The following is a 16,234-nucleotide window of genomic DNA, read 5'->3' on the forward strand; positions in this document are numbered from 1 at the left end:
CCTCATTTAATGAATAGAACTTCTCACAAAAACTCTTGTTTCCCACTTGGAGAAACAAGAGATGTCGTTTTTATAAAAATAATCTCTGGATGTCATTCCACGTAACCACTAACATTAACAGCATGAGGAATGCGACACCGATAAAGACGACAAGCGCCTCTTTCTCACGATTAATAGGTTTGCCGCGAATGGCTTCGACGAACAAGAACAGTAAACGTCCTCCGTCTAATGCAGGAATCGGCAATAAGTTCACGATTCCTAAGTTGATGCTGAGGAAAGCAGCAAACTGCATGAGGGTCAGGACACCTTGCTTGGCCACTTCCCCTGTCATGTCATAAATACCAACAGGACCTGCAAGCATATCAATTGAAAATTGACCTGTCACAATTTTTTGCAAGTTCGTTAAAATGAGCCCTGCGGTGGAGACAACAGTTGTGCCTGAAGATGAAATCACTTTGAGGAATCCATTTTCTGTTGGTGGATATGATCCAAACCGGCCAATCGTTTTGTCTTCTGCCTTTACAGCTTCTGGTATCACTTCAACTGTATTTTGTTTACCGTCTCGGTCAATCAGAACATCCATTTTTTTATCAGGGTTCTTTTGAACCGTTTGGACCACATCTGTCCAAGAATTCATTTTCTCCCCATTAATGGAGATGATTTCATCACCTTGCATAAGCCCAGCTTGTGCCGCTCTGCCATCTTGCGTCAGCTTACCGAGTACTGGCTCATCCACAGTGACCCCTTGGATAAATCCTAAAGCAACCAAAATCACGTACGCCAAGATAAAGTTCATAATTGGACCGGCTGCAATGGCTTTAATACGCTGCCAGACAGTTTTTGAGTTAAATTGACGATTGTAAGGGGCAATTTGAATTTCTTCCCCATCTACAATATAGAAGCTCGTTTGGCTCACATTGTAGCCAGTCAGGATATCATCATTTCCAGCTTCATATCCTGAAATTCTCATGGCATGATCGAGATCAATTTGCTCGACTTCAATGACAAGCGCATCAGGATATTTTTCTTTATCATTTAAAATGATCTTTTCCACTTCATTTTGGTCATTGAATAAGAGCCCGACTGTGTGACCTGGTTTAATTTCAATCACTTCGGGGTCCTCTCCTGCCATTTTAACAAATCCACCGATCGGGAGGAGTCGAATGGTATAAACGGTTTCTTTTCGTTTAAAAGAGAAGATCTTCGGCCCAAAACCAATGGCAAACTCGCGGCATAAAATACCTGCGCGTTGCGCCATGATTAAATGGCCAAGCTCGTGGAAAAAAACGAGCGTTCCAAAAATAATAATAAACGCAATGACTGTATTCACGAACATACCACCTTATGTGAGGATTGATTGAACAAAGTCTCGTGTATCTTTGTCCACTTCATGGATATCTTGCAAACTAGGCTTGGAAATCACATGATGTCTGTTTAGTGCCTTCTCAATCAATTCTTCAATTTGCAGGAACGTGACTTTGCCTGTCAGAAATGCATCCACTGCAATTTCATTTGCTGCATTGAGCACAGCAGGCATTGTCCCTCCTATTTTACCTGATTCATAAGCAAAATGTAAGCAGCGATACCTGTTAAAATCCGCTTTTTGGAAATTCAATTGTCCTAACTCCCAAAGATTCAATGATTTCGCTTCTTTTAAAGGCATTCTGTCTGGGTATGTGAGCGCGTATTGAATCGGGACCCTCATATCAGGTGTACCAAGCTGCGCCATGACACTTTTGTCATGGAATTCCACCATGGAATGAATGATGCTTTCTTTATGTAGAAGTACATCAATTCGATCATATGGTATATCAAATAACCAGTGTGCCTCAATCACTTCAAGCCCTTTATTCATCATGGTCGCTGAATCTATTGTGATTTTTGCTCCCATCGACCAGTTTGGATGATTCAATGCTTGTTCAACTGTTACGCCCTCAAGTTCAGCTCGTCCTTTGTCCCGGAAGCTGCCACCTGAAGCCGTCACAATTAAACGTTCAATATTTTTAGCTAGTTCACCTTGAAGGCATTGAAAAATAGCGGAATGTTCACTATCGACAGGCAGTAAAGGGACATCATATTGTTTGGCGTACTCTTTTACTATATGTCCAGCTGTCACAAGTGTTTCCTTATTTGCTAGTGCGATCGTCTTTTTTTGTTCAATCGCCTTTAAAGTAGGAACAAGTCCAACACTTCCTACAAGTGCATTCACAACAACGTCTACTGCTTCATACGTAGCAGCCTCGATGTTGGCTTCATCACCGATCGCCATTTTGACATCGTATGTAAATGAATGCCTTTTAAGCGTGAGGTACGTTTCTTCGTCTATACACCCGACGAATTCAGGCTGGAAGCATTCAATAATTGGAATCGCCTTTTCTACATTTCTGCCAAATGTCATGGCTTTCAGTTGAAATGTATCCGGGTGCTGTTTGATGACATCTAATGTTTGTTCTCCAATTGATCCTGTTGCGCCTAATAGCGAAATATTTTTCAAATTGCCACTCCTTCTCTCGTTCAGTTTGTTTCTATCGGATTAGCTAGCAAACGTAGCCAGCAGTAAGTATAAAAACGGTAGAACGAATAAAAAGCTGTCAAACCTGTCCAAAATTCCGCCGTGACCAGGAAGGATGCTCCCTGAATCCTTCACATGATAATGACGCTTTAAAGCAGATTCCACAAGGTCGCCAAGTTGCCCAAAAACACTGAGCAAAAGGGTAATAAACATAACAAGCAGATATGATGGCAAAAATCCTGTAATCGCCTGAAACACAAAAGACAACACGACCGCTGTGACGATTCCACCGATAAATCCTTCTACTGTTTTGTTTGGGCTAATCTCAGGCCAAAGCTTTCGTTTCCCCATTGATTTCCCAATAAAATAGGCGCCTGAGTCGGTAGACCAAATGATCACCGCCGCGAAGAAGATCGCACTCATGCCATATAAACCTCTGATTTGAATAAAATAATAAAAACTTACGCCAATATATAATGTGGCTAATACAACAAAGGCAACCTCATCGAATGTGAAAGAGTTTTTGCTCAGTACTGTATAAGTTAAAAGAATTAAGATTGCGAATAAAGCAATCTGTATTTTCGATGCGTCCACGTTGGTGAAAAAGCTATTCTCTCCGCCCATTAAAAGCCAAAGCAATATTAAGCTGACGACACCAGGAAAGCTGAAAATCGAAATCTGTTTCATTCTGAGCAGCTCAAAGAGAGCGACACTTCCCATTAAATAAATCAGCAGGGTAAATGGCATCTGTCCATAATAGACAGCGAGCAAAAACACCGCAGCTGCCAAAACACCCGTCAAAATTCTTTGTTTCATCTGCACCACCCTCTAAATTCCACCGAACCTCCGGCCGCGGCGCTGATACTCTCCAATCGCGTTTATCAAATGCACATCAGAAAAGTCAGGCCAAAGCACATCCGTAAAGACAAATTCGCTGTAGGCAATTTGCCAAAGCATAAAGTTGCTTAATCTAATTTCTCCACTCGTACGAATGAGCAAATCCGGATCTTGAAGAGATTCTGTCATTAAATAAGCTGAAAACATTTCTTCTGTGATGTCTTCTGCTTGTAGCTTACCTTCTTTGACTTTTTCAGAAATTTGTCTGCATGCTGAGACGATTTCTGTCCGCCCTCCATAATTGAGCGCAAAGTTCAAAATAAGCCCGTCATTGTTTGCCGTACTCTTTACTGCGTTCTCTACCGCTTGTTTCGTATGCGGCGGAAGACCGTTTGGATCACCTGTTAAGCGCACACGGACATTTTCCTCGATGAGTTCAGGCAGGTAGATGTTCAAAAATTCTTCAGGAAGCTTCATTAAAAAGTCTACTTCTAGTTTTGGACGTTTCCAATTTTCCGTAGAGAAAGCATACAAAGTCAGCACTTTGACATTGAGCTCATTTGCAAGCTTTGTCATGCGCTTGACGACTTTCATCCCTTCATGATGTCCTGCTACCCGTGGAAGCGCACGTTTTTTCGCCCATCTTCCGTTCCCATCCATGATAATGGCGATATGTTCAGGAATATCTCCATTTAATATATCTTCTTTTGTCAGACTTTCTAAGTTGGAAGCTGCTGTTTGCTGATTCTTCCAATTTTTGAGTATATTGAGCATGAGATTCCTCCATCACCCAAAAAGGTTGCGTTCCCGCTAATAATATAGTCATCAACAGTATTAACAAAAAAACCCCCTGTAAACATGAAGAGGGTCTTTTCACTAATATCTATTGTACAGATTTTTTTCTTAAACTTCCATGATTTCTTTTTCTTTATCTTTCGTCACGTCATCGATTTTAGATACATATTCATCTGTCAATTTTTGAACATCTTCTGTAGATGATCTTAATTCATCTTCAGTGATCTCACCATTTTTCTCAAGCTTTTTCAAATCATCGTTTGCATCACGACGAACGTTACGAACAGCTACCTTCGCATCTTCTGAGTATTTCTTCACAACTTTCACAAGCTCTTTACGTCTTTCTTCTGTTAGTGCAGGGATCGCAATACGGATCACATTCCCGTCACTAGTTGGTGTGATGCCAAGATCAGACTTTTGGATGGCTTTCTCGATATCACCGATCGCTGTTTTATCGTAAGGTGTGATAATCAGCATACGTGCTTCTGGAACTGAAATCGATGCGATTTGGTTAAGTGGTGTTTGTGCACCGTAATAGTCCACTGTGACCTTATCTAATAGAGAAGCGTTTGCTCTTCCAGCACGAACAGTTGCTAATTCACGTCCGTATGCTTGTACAGCTTTCTCCATTTTATCCTTCGTTTGGTTCAACACTTCTTTTGACACGTTATTTCCCCCTCACGATTGTTCCGATTGATTCGCCATTTACGGCACGTTTTATATTTCCTTCTTCCATAATGGAAAATACGATTAATGGAATATCATTATCCATACATAATGAGGACGCAGTAGAATCCATGACAGCAAGCCCTTCTTTTAATACATCAAGATAAGAAAGCTTTTCATATTTTACTGCCTCCGCATCTGTACGAGGATCAGCACTGTAGACACCATCTACATTGTTTTTCGCCATTAAAATCACATCAGCTTCAATTTCTGCTGCACGAAGCGCTGCTGTTGTATCTGTTGAGAAATAAGGGTTTCCAGTACCTGCAGCAAAAATGACGACACGTTTCTTCTCAAGATGACGGATCGCTTTTCTTCTTATGTATGGCTCTGCAACCTGTCTCATTTCAATAGAGGTTTGTACTCTAGACTGAATACCAAGTGTTTCTAGACTATCTTGTAAAGCCAGTGAATTCATTACTGTTGCAAGCATGCCCATATAGTCAGCTGTCGCTCGGTCCATTCCTAAGTCACTACCTGTTTTTCCGCGCCAAAGGTTTCCACCGCCTACAACGACTGCAACTTCAACATCAAGTTCTGCAATTTCTTTTACTTGCTTTGCGATTGATTGGATGACAGTCGGATTAATGCCATTTCCAGCATCACCTGCTAGTGCTTCACCACTTAGCTTCAGTACAATGCGTTTATATTTCGGTTTGCTCATGATAACCTCCAAGTGTAAACTATACCGTCTCTTATTATGCGTAAGAAACTGTCTTTTGTAAATCAATATCCTCTAAAAAATAGGGAACACAGTGGTTGTGCTCCCTACAAAAGCCCCAGAGAGCTTTTCAAACATTATTTTTTCACTTGGCTCATTACTTCTTCAGCAAAGTTTTCTTGACGTTTTTCGATGCCTTCGCCCACTTCATAACGAACGTACGTTTGAACTGTTGCGTTTTTCGCACCAACAACTTGTTTCACTTTTTCATCTGGGTTTTTAACAAATGCTTGGTCAAGTAAGCAAATTTCTTCGAAGAATTTGTTTAGACGACCTTCAACCATTTTCGCAACGATGTTTTCAGGCTTGCCTTCTTGAAGCGCTTGTTGTGTTAATACTTCACGCTCACGGTTTGCTTCTTCTTCTGACACTTGGTCACGAGAGATGTATTTAGGGTTAACAGCAGCAACGTGCATTGCAACGTCTTTTGCAAGCTCTTCATCAGTTGTTCCATCAAGAACAGCTAATACACCAATACGGCCACCCATGTGCAGGTAAGAACCGAATGCAGCGTTATCGTCTTTTGTGATAACAGCGAAACGACGTAGAGTGATTTTCTCTCCGATTTTTGCAATGGCATTTGTGATATATTCTTCAACTGTTGAACCGTTTTCCATTTTAGAAGCTTGAGCTTCTTCAAGTGTTGCAGGTTTTGCTGCAAGTAAATGATCTGCAAGTTCGTTTAGAAGTGATTGGAACCCTTCGTTTTTCGCAACGAAATCAGTTTCAGAGTTTACTTCTAAGATAACACCAGTGTTGCCATTTGTTTTCGTAAGAGTTAAACCTTCAGCAGCAATACGATCTGCTTTTTTCGCAGCTTTTGCGATACCTTTTTCTCTTAAAAGGTCGATTGCTTTTTCGATGTCACCATCAGTTTCAGTTAACGCTTTTTTACAGTCCATCATACCCGCACCAGTTTTTTGGCGCAATTCTTTTACTAATTGTGCAGTAATTGCCATTTTACATTTCCTCCTTCTATGTGAAAACACGGATTACTAGGTGAAAAAAAGGTGATAAAAGGCATATCCCTCTTATCACCTTTTTAAATAGGTTACGCAGTTGTTGTTTCAGTTTCTGTTGTTTCTTCTACAACAGCTTCTTCTTCGCCTTGTTTAGACTCAAGAATAGCATCTGCCATTTTAGCAGTTAGAAGTTTTACAGCACGGATTGCATCATCGTTTGCAGGGATCACAACATCAATTTCGTCTGGATCACAGTTCGTGTCAACGATACCGATGATTGGGATATTCAGTTTACGAGCTTCTGCAACTGCAATACGCTCTTTACGAGGGTCGATAATGAAAAGTGCATCTGGAAGACTCTTCATTTCTTTGATTCCGCCCAAGAATTTCTCAAGACGCTCTAATTCTTTATTCAGTTGAACGACTTCTTTCTTAGGAAGAACGTCGAACGTACCGTTTTCTTGCATTTTTTCGATATCTTTCAAACGCTTGATGCGCTTTTGGATTGTTTCAAAGTTTGTAAGTGTTCCACCAAGCCAGCGTTGGTTTACGTAGAACATACCAGAACGGATTGCTTCTTCTTTCACTGAATCTTGTGCTTGTTTCTTTGTTCCAACGAAAAGGATTTTTCCTCCGTCAGCAGCAAGGTTTTTCGTGAAGTTGTAAGCTTCTTCTACTTTTTTCACCGTTTTTTGAAGATCGATGATGTAGATACCGTTACGCTCTGTAAAGATGTAACGCTTCATTTTTGGGTTCCAACGGCGTGTTTGGTGACCGAAGTGAACACCAGCTTCTAGCAATTGCTTCATAGAAATAACTGACATTTTATTGCCTCCTAATATGATGGTTTTTTTTCCTCCGCTTAAGTCATGTTCACATAAAACTGCGCCACGGCAGCACCTTCATCTGAATCATTAAGCGTGTGTATTTAACACCAAGAAATAATATAACATATGATCGACTGACAATCAAGAATCCTTTACAGCTTTCCGCTAAATTTTAATAAAAGCTCGATTTCTGTCTTACCAGTCTTTAATTCTTTTGCGATTTCATCTAGCGTCAGCCCGCGATCATATAGGGCTTTCACTTGATCTTGGAATGTGTCTTCTTTTTCGTTTACAGAAGGCGTAGTGTCTTCTATGTCTTCACTTGAATCCGGGACATTAACCTTCTCTTCCTGCACCTCAACGTCGCTAAGGAGAGCCGACAAGTGCTCTGGGACTGGATCTTCACTAATGATCGATTGTTGGGATTCAGTTGATGATTGAGGTTGTTCTGCTAGCTGAAGATCCGTATTCAGATCTTCATTTAAAGAACGAGGGGAAGCGGCTGCTACCTTTGATAGTTTCTCATTCTCTTCTTTGACTTCCATCAAAAAAGCAGCCAGGGTATTTTCCGTTTCTTCTAGAAGCTCTCGCTGTTTTTGTTCTGTTGCTTTCAGCGAATTCATTCTCGTATATAGAATAATCACAAAATAAATAAGTGCAGCATGTAGCATAAAGCTAATTAGCCATAGCATATTTTTTCACTCACTAACTCTTTAGGATTGAATGGCTTTATCAAGCAAATGCCTTAGCTTGAACAATGCCTTTGAATGAATTTGCGAAATGCGCGAAGTGGATAAGTTAAGGACTTGACCAATTTCCGTTAATGTCAATTCCTCTTTATAAAATAAACTAATCACGAGTTTTTCTTTTTCCGAAAGCTCTGTAATTTTTTCCGAAAGTTGTTCAATTAACTCATCTTTCAGCATTTTCTCTTCAGGTGTCACCGTCTTCTCATCACGGATCATGACTTGAACGTTCTCACCGTCTTCTTGATCGTGCAGTTTCTCATCAATTGAGAGTAAGTTCGCAAAGAAGCCTTCATTCATTGTTGTGACAACATCCTGTTCACTCATGCCTAATTCTTCTGCAACCTCAGTTGGTGTCACATTTCGCAAATAGCGCTGTTCAAGCTTTTCAATAGCCGCTTCTACTTTTTTTGTTTTCTCTCTTGATGTACGAGGCAGCCAGTCCTCTTTACGAAGACCGTCAATGATAGCCCCGCGAATTCTGAAGGATGCATATGTATCAAACTTCAGATCTCTTCCAGGGTCAAATTTCTCAAGGGCATCATATAAACCGAGCATCCCTAGACTGATCAAGTCTTCTTTATGCACTGACTTCGGGAGACCGATGGAAATTCTTCCAACATGATATGTGACGAGCGGCATATAGCGACGCATAAGATCATCTCCAGCAGCTGGGTCTTTCCACTCTTTCCATCTAGCCCATAGCGCCTGATCTTCGTAATTTAAGGATTGCATCTTTCTCCCCCTATACTTCCTTTTTTATATCTTCGTAATTCCTTGCTTCACAGTGCGGATCTCTAAGTCTGTCGTAAGCGGATCGAATTCAATTGTACGGCCATTGTTTCCACCCGTATCCTCACTAATGATCGGAATTTGATAAAGAGACAGATGTTCTTTAACAGCTGATACATTTCTAGGCCCAATTCTCATCAAATCATTGGTTGATTTAAATTTAAACATTTCAGCACCACCGGCGAGCTTCGCTTTTAGTGCGTGTTTACGGGCTCCTTCTTTTAAAAGCAGATCAATTGTATGCTTGACCCCTGTGTCTGCATATTTTGCCAAGTTTTCTACCGTTCCTTTAGCAAGTGATGAATCAGGAAGCATGACATGGACAAGACCTGCTAGCTTTTTCTCTTGATCAAACAAGACAAGTCCAACGCAAGAACCAAGGCCCGTTGTCCGAATTCGATCTGGGCCTTTCACAAACTGAACGTCCGCTATACCAACTTTTACGACTGCCGGATTTTGCACGTTCATTATAGGTTCCCTAACGCTTCGAATAGTTTTTCATACGATTCAAAGTCCGGTAATAAAAACATATTGCCTTTCAGCTCTTGCTTATTTTGATCATCAAAAATGGATGTATCAATGACAATCGCCTGATCACCAAGTGGACTAAGCTGCATTAATCCTTCACTAATCACAGCACCAAACATATCAAGTGTCACATCAGGAACACTTGGATAAAGCTGCAATTTTGTGAGATCGGCAAGTGCTGATAAATAAGAGCCCGCTAAGATGTTTCCTAATTCATGCAGTGCGGATGTCCCTAGGACATGTTCATGGATGGTATCAATATCAAATGCCGGGTCTTGTACAAGCTCTCTAACAAATTGTTCTGCTTGCTCAAACGGCATAATGAAAAAGATAGAGCCAGATAAATCTCCTTCCATTCGCAGGAAGATACTTGCAACTGGTAGGTCTGCACCACCAAAGAAATCCATGATTTCTTCAAACGACAGCATCTTAACATATGGGACTGCCATATCTATTTTTCGATTTAAAAGGTTGGCCAGAGCAGACGCTGCATGGCCTGCTCCTATATTCCCAACCTCTCTTAATATATCTAACTGCTCATCTTTTATCTCATTGAAAATGTCCATTCCACATCCTCCTTAATGAACAGGTATACCTTGAATGTTTTTGTCGAGAACAGCCCCAGCATGAATGATGTTAAATAGACGCTGATCATGTTTAATAATCCCTGTAACCCATGATTGGCCTTCTTTTTCAGCTGAATCTGGAGAAGATTCTACCTCATCTTGATGTACTGTGATGACATCGTTTGCCTCATCAACAATCCAGCCAACCTCAATTTCGCCAACGGATACAATGATCATTCTCGTTTCATCTGTAATCTCATTGTCAGTCGCTCCGAGTCTTACTCTTAAGTCGATGACAGGTGTCACCACACCGCGCAGATTAATGACTCCGCATATATAAGGCGCAACGCCAGGAATTCTTGTCGGCTTTTGCCATTTTTCAATGGACTTCACTTCTGATACTGAAATGGCGTATTCTTTATTGTTTACGATAAACACAATCATCTTTTCGCCAGTTTTGATATCTGTACTCATTTCAGACCGCTCCTCTATTGTTTTTTACTTGATCAGTGCATTACAGTCAACGATGAGTGCAACCTGACCGTCACCTAAGATTGTTGCGCCTGATATCGCAAATACGTTCGGTAAGTAATCTCCTAGTGATTTCAATACAACCTCTTGCTGTCCAATAAATGAATCGACGACAAATGCTGTTAGCTTGTCTCCCTTACGAACAACAATGATGTGTAGTTCTTCTTCTAATTCACTCGCATTTGGAACGTGGAATTGTTTCTTTAAGTACACAACTGGTACGATATATCCACGGAAATCAATCACTTCACGATCATGCGTTTGCAGGATATCGCTTTTCTGAATGACTGCTGTTTCAATAATAGATGAAATCGGAATTGCAAACGTTTCTTCTTCCAGCTTCACAAGAAGGACTGAAATAATAGACAGTGTCAATGGAAGTTGAATCGAGAATAATGAGCCTTGTCCTTCTGTTGAGTTGATGCTGACAGAGCCGCCTAATGATTCCAGTTTGTTCCTTACAACATCAAGACCTACACCACGTCCTGAAATATCAGAAATGGTATCTGCTGTAGAGAACCCTGCCGCAAAGATGAGTGAATCAATTTGATTGTCCTCGAGATTTTCAGCTTCTCTCTCCGTCACAACACCGCGCTCTAGTGCTTTTTCAAGAACTTTTTTACGGTTAATTCCGCCACCATCATCTTCTACCTCAATAAACACGTGGTTACCGCTATGATATGCCTTTAATAGGACCGTTCCTTTTTCAGGCTTGCCTTTTTTCACGCGATCTTCTGGCGATTCAATGCCATGATCAAGACTGTTTCTAAGTAAGTGTAAAAGCGGATCGCCAATTTCATCGATCACCGTTCGATCAAGTTCCGTCTCAGCGCCTTCAATGATGAGTTCAATCTTTTTATTCAACTCTTTTGTCAATTGACGGATCATACGTGGGAATCGATTAAACACAGTTTCTACTGGAACCATTCTCATGTTTAAGATGATCGATTGTAGATCACCTGAAATACGTGTCATTTTTTCCACTGTATCTGTGAGTTCGTTGTTTTCAAGCTCTTTTGCGATCTGTTCTAAACGACCTCTATCAATCACTAGTTCTTCGAAAAGGTTCATTAAAGAGTCTAGTCGATCAATGTTGACACGAATCGTCTTCGTTCCACCGGAAGCCGCACCGTTATTCGCATTCGCTTTAGGCGTCTCATCTGCTTGCTTTTTGACAGCCGGAACAGAGCTTTCTTCTTTCTGTTTAGGTGCTGCTTCTTGTTTTTCAGAAGCTGCTGGTTCTTCAAATGCCGAAACTTCAGTGATCTCGACGTTTTCAACCTCTGAGATCGCAGCGACGATTTTTTTCACTTCATCGATCGACTGTTTTGATAAGTAAGAGATGCTAAATTCAGAGTCGAAATCTTCTGATTCTAATAGTTCTGCATTCGGAACCGTTTTAACTACCTCGCCGGCTTCATTCAATCTTTCAAAAATCATATAGACACGAACGGCTTTTAGCAAGCAAGCGTCACTTAAAGTGACCTTCAGCTCATAGCATTTAAACCCTTGTTCTCTCGCTTCATCAAGAACTGTTCGTTCAAATTCATTATAATCGAGATCGCTTGCCGCATTTGTTGATGCATCAGTTGCTTCAGCCGTTGCAGCCGCCTCTCCGTGGCTACCTGTGACATCTAGCTTTTGACTAATCTCTGTCACATCACGTTTACCATCTCCGCCTTCTGCAATAGATTGAACCATTGCTTCAAGGTGATCAAGCGCTTCAAACATGGTATCCATCGATTCAGGTGTCACAACCATCTGTTCATTTCGAATGGCATCAAACATATTTTCTAGGTGATGCGTTAGATGTGCCATATCGTCGTAGCCCATTGTTGCACTCATACCTTTCAAAGTATGAGCCGCTCGGAATATATCATTCACTAGCAACAAGTCAGTTGGGTTTTTCTCTAATTCAAGAAGTTTTTCATTACAAGTTTGTAAGTGTTCTCTGCTTTCATCTAAAAAGATATCTAAGTATTGGTTTACATCCAACGAGTTCACGCCCTCTCTATTTTCATGGAGCTTATAATTGCATGTGCGATGTCATCCACATGCCTTATTTCATGTGCAAGACCTGCTTTAATGACTGATTTAGGCATTCCAAAAACAACACATGATTCTTCTTTTTCTGCAATGACTTTTGTATGACCGCTTGCGACCATTTTTTTGACACCTTCCGTGCCGTCACTCCCCATCCCTGTCATAATCACAGCGATTTTTTGGTAACCCTTCATGTTGCTGATAGATGAAAACAAATAGTTAACAGAAGGTTTGTGCCGGCTGTCAGTGTCTTCTCGGGTCAGCTTGATGACTAAAGACGGCCCTTGTTCTTGAACTGACATATTCATTCCACCAGGAGCAATGTAAGCTACCCCATTTTTTGCGATGTCCCCATCTTCTGCTTCTTTAATGGTGATTTGTGATAAATGATCTAACCTAGTAGCAAGTGATGCCGTAAATCCTGCTGGCATATGCTGGACAATGAAAATCGGTGCTTCAATGTCCTTTGGGAGCTTCGTCAACACAATTTGAAGCGCCCTCGGACCTCCAGTCGATGTTCCGATTGCAATCATCTTTCGGTGCGAGTCGCTTTTTACTTCTTGCACCTGCGGGACGGCCACCGGGTTTACCGGTTTTATAACTGGTTTTGGAGCAACCTTGTTCTCAGTGCGTATTTTAGAAAGTCCTGCGGCAAGTACCCGCTCTACAATTTGACCTCTTACTTTGTGCAAATCGAGGGAAATACTACCTGAAGGCTTTGTGACAAAATCAAATGCACCAAGTTCTAAGCAATGGATTGTTAATTCTTTCCCTTGCTTTGTCTGGCTTGACACCATGATCACGGCTATGTCGTGCTCAGCCAGAATTCGTTTCAAGGCCTCTGTTCCATTTAAAACAGGCATTTCCACATCTAATGTGACAACATCCGGATTTAATTCTTTGATTCGTTTTAAGGCATCTTCCCCATTTCGAGCAGTTCCGACGACTTCTATTTCTTGCTCGGCACTTAAAAAGTCACTAATTAACTTTCTCATAAAGGCCGAATCATCCACTACAAGCACCCTGATCATGAGTCCACCTTCCTCCTTTTAAAAAAAGAGGACAACTTCTCTATAAACGTATGCTGCTCTCCACGTGTCTCTCTTATCTGCTGCTGGTAAAGGGTTTCTGCCAACAGTTTAATCGTTTTACTCAGCCTGGAATGAGGCTGTTTCAAATAAAAAGGGATTTGTTCCGAAACGGCTTTTGGAACGGCCGAATCATCTGGCACTGCCCCTGCAAACACTAATTTTCTGTGTAAAAATGAGGAGACAACGCCTGCTAACTTCCGATAGGTTTCAGGTCCTTCGGAAGTCGTTCTACACCGGTTCACAATAATCTGAATCGGCTGTCCAAACTGATGGATCACGAGATGTTTAATGGCACTGTAAGCATCCATGATTGAAGTTGGTTCTGGCGTTGTCACAACCACGACTTCTTCTGCCGATAAGACAAAGGGCAATTGATCTTTTGAAAGCCCCGCACCCATATCAAAGAAAATACAATCGAAATCTCGCACCATTCTCTCCATCTCCTCAAGAAAGAATGACCAATGATCTTTATCTAACGAAAATAGTTGTTCAAGTCCACTTCCACCAGAAATGTAATACAAATTCTCAGTTCCTTTTGTCATAGCTGCCTGGAATGACCTTTTTCTAACGAGAACATCTAGGATGGAGCTTGTCGATATTTTTCCTAGTAAAATATCAATATTCCCCATTCCAAAATCTAGGTCGATGATCAATACTCGTTTGCCTGTACTTGCAATTGAGAGTGCCATATTAAGCGTCAAATTCGATTTTCCAACTCCGCCTTTACCACTCATCACTGCAATGGTTTTTGCCTGTCCATTTGAAGAGAGTGGTACTGGTGTGAACGCTTGTTGCTGTTGAACGAGTTTTCTTAAACCTTCCGCTTGGTCTGGCTTCATCATTTTAATACCATCCTTGTTATCTCAAGTGGTGAACACTCTAAGATGTCCTCAGGTACATTTTGACCATTTGTTAAAAATGCCAATCCAATTTGAGATTCTGCACTGATTTGAAAGACCGTTCCAATTGTGTCTGTTTCATCTACCTTTGTAAAAATGAAATGATCAATCGGTACGTGTTCAAAACGCTTAACCATGGCTTTCATATCTTGATACTTCGATGTCGCACTCATGACGAGGAAACTTTGGATGCTTTCGTCAAATGGGATAATATCCGTCAGCTCTTTGATATACGCTGCTTCTTTAAAGTTACGACCGGCTGTATCGATGAAAATATGATCATAATCTTGAAAGGTTTGCTGTGCTTTGACAAAGTCTTCTCTTGAATAGCAAACCTCAAGTGGCGCTTTTAGCAGTTCTGCATAAGTTTTCAGCTGTTCAATTGCGGCAATTCGGTACGTATCAGTTGTGATAAAAGCAATACGTTTTTGATGCCCAATCGACATTTTGGCAGCCAATTTTGCGATCGTTGTCGTCTTTCCAGCCCCTGTTGATCCAAACAAAACAATGTACTTCGAATGAATCATTGGCTTTTCAGACGCATGAGGTGGTAGCATCTCTGTCAGTAACTTCTCAAGTTCTTTTTCAATTTCGTCTTCCTTGACGACACCTTGTGTTAAAAGGCCTTTTAAACATTGATCCCTCACTGCATCGTCAAGGCCTTGATCTTTTAGCTTCTGATCTACAGCCATTAACGAATCAGGCAAAACCCCTACATGACGCTCGTTTCTTTCGTACTGTAATGGTTGAGGAGAGGGCGCTGTTTGAATCGTTTGTTCACGAGTAAATGACTGATGTTTCACAGGCGTCTCAATTGGTTCTTTCTTTGGTAAAACAGGTTTTTGCGGCACATGCTTGATCCCTTGATTCGCTCTTTCCTCAAAGTCTTGATCAAGCACTGCAATCACTTCGACCATTTGCTGTTTCTTTAAACCGAACAGCTTTCGTTTGACAACGGTTTTCGAATTTAAAATGACGGCATCTTGACCGAGCTGCTGTCTAATCTGAATCGTTGCCTCCTGCATAGAATTCGCTGTGATTTTTTTCATTTTCATTAGATATCCACCACTCCGATGCTCTGTACTTCCACATTTGCTTCTAATTCGTTATAAGATAACACCGGTAAGTCCGGGAAATATCTCTCTAACAACTGCTTGACGTACATTCTAATAGGAGGTGAGCATAATAGAACAGGCGTTTCCTGTCGAAGCGAAAGCTGTTCGATTTCTTTCGCCACTGATTGGATGACACGATCAGAGGATTCTGGATCTAACGATAAGTAGTTTCCATGCTCTGTTTGCTGGACGCTATCGGCAATGACCTTTTCTACTCGTCCTGAGCAAGTCACAACCTTCAAGGATTCATTTTCCTTGGCGTACTGTGCGGTAATCTGTCTTGCTAGCGCCTGTCTGACATACTCTGTTAACAAATCAGTATCTGTCGTTAGTTTTCCATAGTCTGCAAGTGTTTCAAAAATAGAGACAAGGTTTCGAATGGATACCTTCTCTTTTAAAAGCTTTGCAAGTACTTTTTGGATATCTCCGACTGCTAGCGGATTTGGTGTCACTTCGTCTACTAGGACTGGGTAGCTCTCTTTTAAATGATCGATGAGTTGTTTCGTTTCTTGACGTCCGAGCAGTTCGTGTGTATTTTGTCTA

Annotated in this window: 18 protein-coding genes; all 18 read right to left on the minus strand. The window is 41.2% G+C overall.

From position 1 onward, the window contains the following. Positions 1–70: 70 nt before the first annotated feature. Positions 71–1,336, minus strand: coding sequence for an RIP metalloprotease RseP (rseP, locus tag AB1K80_RS12490; protein WP_412856947.1), 1,266 nt, complete (start codon positions 1,334–1,336; stop codon positions 71–73). Between the two features lie 6 nt (positions 1,337–1,342). Then, positions 1,343–2,494: a 1-deoxy-D-xylulose-5-phosphate reductoisomerase gene (gene dxr, locus AB1K80_RS12495; RefSeq protein WP_412856948.1), complete on the minus strand. Its 1,152-nt coding sequence runs from the start codon at positions 2,492–2,494 to the stop codon at positions 1,343–1,345. A 39-nt stretch (positions 2,495–2,533) separates the two neighbouring features. Next, positions 2,534–3,328: a phosphatidate cytidylyltransferase gene (locus AB1K80_RS12500; protein WP_412856949.1), complete on the minus strand. Its 795-nt coding sequence runs from the start codon at positions 3,326–3,328 to the stop codon at positions 2,534–2,536. Between the two features lie 12 nt (positions 3,329–3,340). Next, on the minus strand, positions 3,341–4,123 hold the full coding sequence (locus AB1K80_RS12505) for an isoprenyl transferase (RefSeq protein ID WP_412856950.1): 783 nt from the start codon (positions 4,121–4,123) through the stop codon (positions 3,341–3,343). Between the two features lie 129 nt (positions 4,124–4,252). Further along, on the minus strand, positions 4,253–4,810 hold the full coding sequence (gene frr / locus AB1K80_RS12510) for a ribosome recycling factor (protein WP_412856951.1): 558 nt from the start codon (positions 4,808–4,810) through the stop codon (positions 4,253–4,255). A 1-nt stretch (position 4,811) separates the two neighbouring features. Next, positions 4,812–5,534, minus strand: a complete 723-nt coding sequence (pyrH, locus tag AB1K80_RS12515; RefSeq protein WP_412856952.1) for a UMP kinase — start codon at positions 5,532–5,534, stop codon at positions 4,812–4,814. A 134-nt stretch (positions 5,535–5,668) separates the two neighbouring features. After that, on the minus strand, positions 5,669–6,550 hold the full coding sequence (tsf, locus tag AB1K80_RS12520; protein ID WP_412856953.1) for a translation elongation factor Ts: 882 nt from the start codon (positions 6,548–6,550) through the stop codon (positions 5,669–5,671). A 92-nt stretch (positions 6,551–6,642) separates the two neighbouring features. Next, positions 6,643–7,377 (minus strand): 30S ribosomal protein S2, encoded by a 735-nt coding sequence (rpsB, locus tag AB1K80_RS12525; protein ID WP_412856954.1) that lies wholly within the window; start codon positions 7,375–7,377, stop codon positions 6,643–6,645. A gap of 155 nt (positions 7,378–7,532) precedes the next feature. Beyond that, positions 7,533–8,072, minus strand: coding sequence for a Swarming motility protein SwrB (locus AB1K80_RS12530; protein ID WP_412856955.1), 540 nt, complete (start codon positions 8,070–8,072; stop codon positions 7,533–7,535). Between the two features lie 21 nt (positions 8,073–8,093). Beyond that, positions 8,094–8,861 (minus strand): FliA/WhiG family RNA polymerase sigma factor, encoded by a 768-nt coding sequence (locus tag AB1K80_RS12535; protein ID WP_412856956.1) that lies wholly within the window; start codon positions 8,859–8,861, stop codon positions 8,094–8,096. A 24-nt stretch (positions 8,862–8,885) separates the two neighbouring features. Then, entirely contained in the window at positions 8,886–9,386 is a 501-nt protein-coding gene (locus tag AB1K80_RS12540) for a chemotaxis protein CheD (RefSeq protein ID WP_412856957.1), read from the minus strand. After that, positions 9,386–10,012, minus strand: a complete 627-nt coding sequence (locus tag AB1K80_RS12545; RefSeq protein WP_412856958.1) for a chemotaxis protein CheC — start codon at positions 10,010–10,012, stop codon at positions 9,386–9,388. The genes AB1K80_RS12540 and AB1K80_RS12545 overlap by 1 nt, the downstream gene beginning before the upstream one ends. Before the next feature lie 12 nt (positions 10,013–10,024). Continuing rightward, complete coding sequence (locus AB1K80_RS12550) at positions 10,025–10,486, minus strand: chemotaxis protein CheW (RefSeq protein ID WP_412856959.1); 462 nt, start codon at positions 10,484–10,486, stop codon at positions 10,025–10,027. 24 nt (positions 10,487–10,510) lie between these two features. Next, positions 10,511–12,538 (minus strand): chemotaxis protein CheW, encoded by a 2,028-nt coding sequence (locus AB1K80_RS12555; RefSeq protein WP_412856960.1) that lies wholly within the window; start codon positions 12,536–12,538, stop codon positions 10,511–10,513. Positions 12,539–12,543: 5 nt separating this feature from the next. Next, positions 12,544–13,617 (minus strand): protein-glutamate methylesterase/protein-glutamine glutaminase, encoded by a 1,074-nt coding sequence (locus tag AB1K80_RS12560; protein WP_412856961.1) that lies wholly within the window; start codon positions 13,615–13,617, stop codon positions 12,544–12,546. Continuing rightward, entirely contained in the window at positions 13,614–14,519 is a 906-nt protein-coding gene (locus AB1K80_RS12565) for a MinD/ParA family protein (RefSeq protein WP_412856962.1), read from the minus strand. Before AB1K80_RS12565 ends, AB1K80_RS12560 begins: the two co-directional genes overlap by 4 nt. Continuing rightward, the gene (gene flhF / locus AB1K80_RS12570; protein ID WP_412856963.1) at positions 14,516–15,631 is read right to left on the minus strand and encodes a flagellar biosynthesis protein FlhF; all 1,116 of its coding nucleotides are present in this window, start codon (positions 15,629–15,631) and stop codon (positions 14,516–14,518) included. The genes AB1K80_RS12565 and flhF overlap by 4 nt, the downstream gene beginning before the upstream one ends. Beyond that, the coding region (locus AB1K80_RS12575) for an FHIPEP family type III secretion protein (RefSeq protein ID WP_412856964.1) at positions 15,631–16,234 on the minus strand (604 nt) is incomplete at its 5' end. The genes AB1K80_RS12575 and flhF, both read right to left, overlap by 1 nt.

The organism is Bacillus sp. 179-C3.3 HS, assembly GCF_047229225.1.
Lineage (GTDB): Bacteria > Bacillota > Bacilli > Bacillales > Bacillaceae > Bacillus.

Coding starts and splice junctions, on each gene's coding strand:
- rseP (WP_412856947.1), bottom strand. CDS start 1,336: ATGTTCGTGAATACAGTCATTGCGTTTATTATTATTTTTGGAACGCTC.
- AB1K80_RS12500 (WP_412856949.1), bottom strand. CDS start 3,328: ATGAAACAAAGAATTTTGACGGGTGTTTTGGCAGCTGCGGTGTTTTTG.
- AB1K80_RS12505 (WP_412856950.1), bottom strand. CDS start 4,123: ATGCTCAATATACTCAAAAATTGGAAGAATCAGCAAACAGCAGCTTCC.
- pyrH (WP_412856952.1), bottom strand. CDS start 5,534: ATGAGCAAACCGAAATATAAACGCATTGTACTGAAGCTAAGTGGTGAA.
- tsf (WP_412856953.1), bottom strand. CDS start 6,550: ATGGCAATTACTGCACAATTAGTAAAAGAATTGCGCCAAAAAACTGGT.
- rpsB (WP_412856954.1), bottom strand. CDS start 7,377: ATGTCAGTTATTTCTATGAAGCAATTGCTAGAAGCTGGTGTTCACTTC.
- AB1K80_RS12530 (WP_412856955.1), bottom strand. CDS start 8,072: ATGCTATGGCTAATTAGCTTTATGCTACATGCTGCACTTATTTATTTT.
- AB1K80_RS12535 (WP_412856956.1), bottom strand. CDS start 8,861: ATGCAATCCTTAAATTACGAAGATCAGGCGCTATGGGCTAGATGGAAA.
- AB1K80_RS12540 (WP_412856957.1), bottom strand. CDS start 9,386: ATGAACGTGCAAAATCCGGCAGTCGTAAAAGTTGGTATAGCGGACGTT.
- AB1K80_RS12545 (WP_412856958.1), bottom strand. CDS start 10,012: ATGGACATTTTCAATGAGATAAAAGATGAGCAGTTAGATATATTAAGA.
- AB1K80_RS12550 (WP_412856959.1), bottom strand. CDS start 10,486: ATGAGTACAGATATCAAAACTGGCGAAAAGATGATTGTGTTTATCGTA.
- AB1K80_RS12560 (WP_412856961.1), bottom strand. CDS start 13,617: ATGATCAGGGTGCTTGTAGTGGATGATTCGGCCTTTATGAGAAAGTTA.
- AB1K80_RS12565 (WP_412856962.1), bottom strand. CDS start 14,519: ATGATGAAGCCAGACCAAGCGGAAGGTTTAAGAAAACTCGTTCAACAG.
- flhF (WP_412856963.1), bottom strand. CDS start 15,631: ATGAAAATGAAAAAAATCACAGCGAATTCTATGCAGGAGGCAACGATT.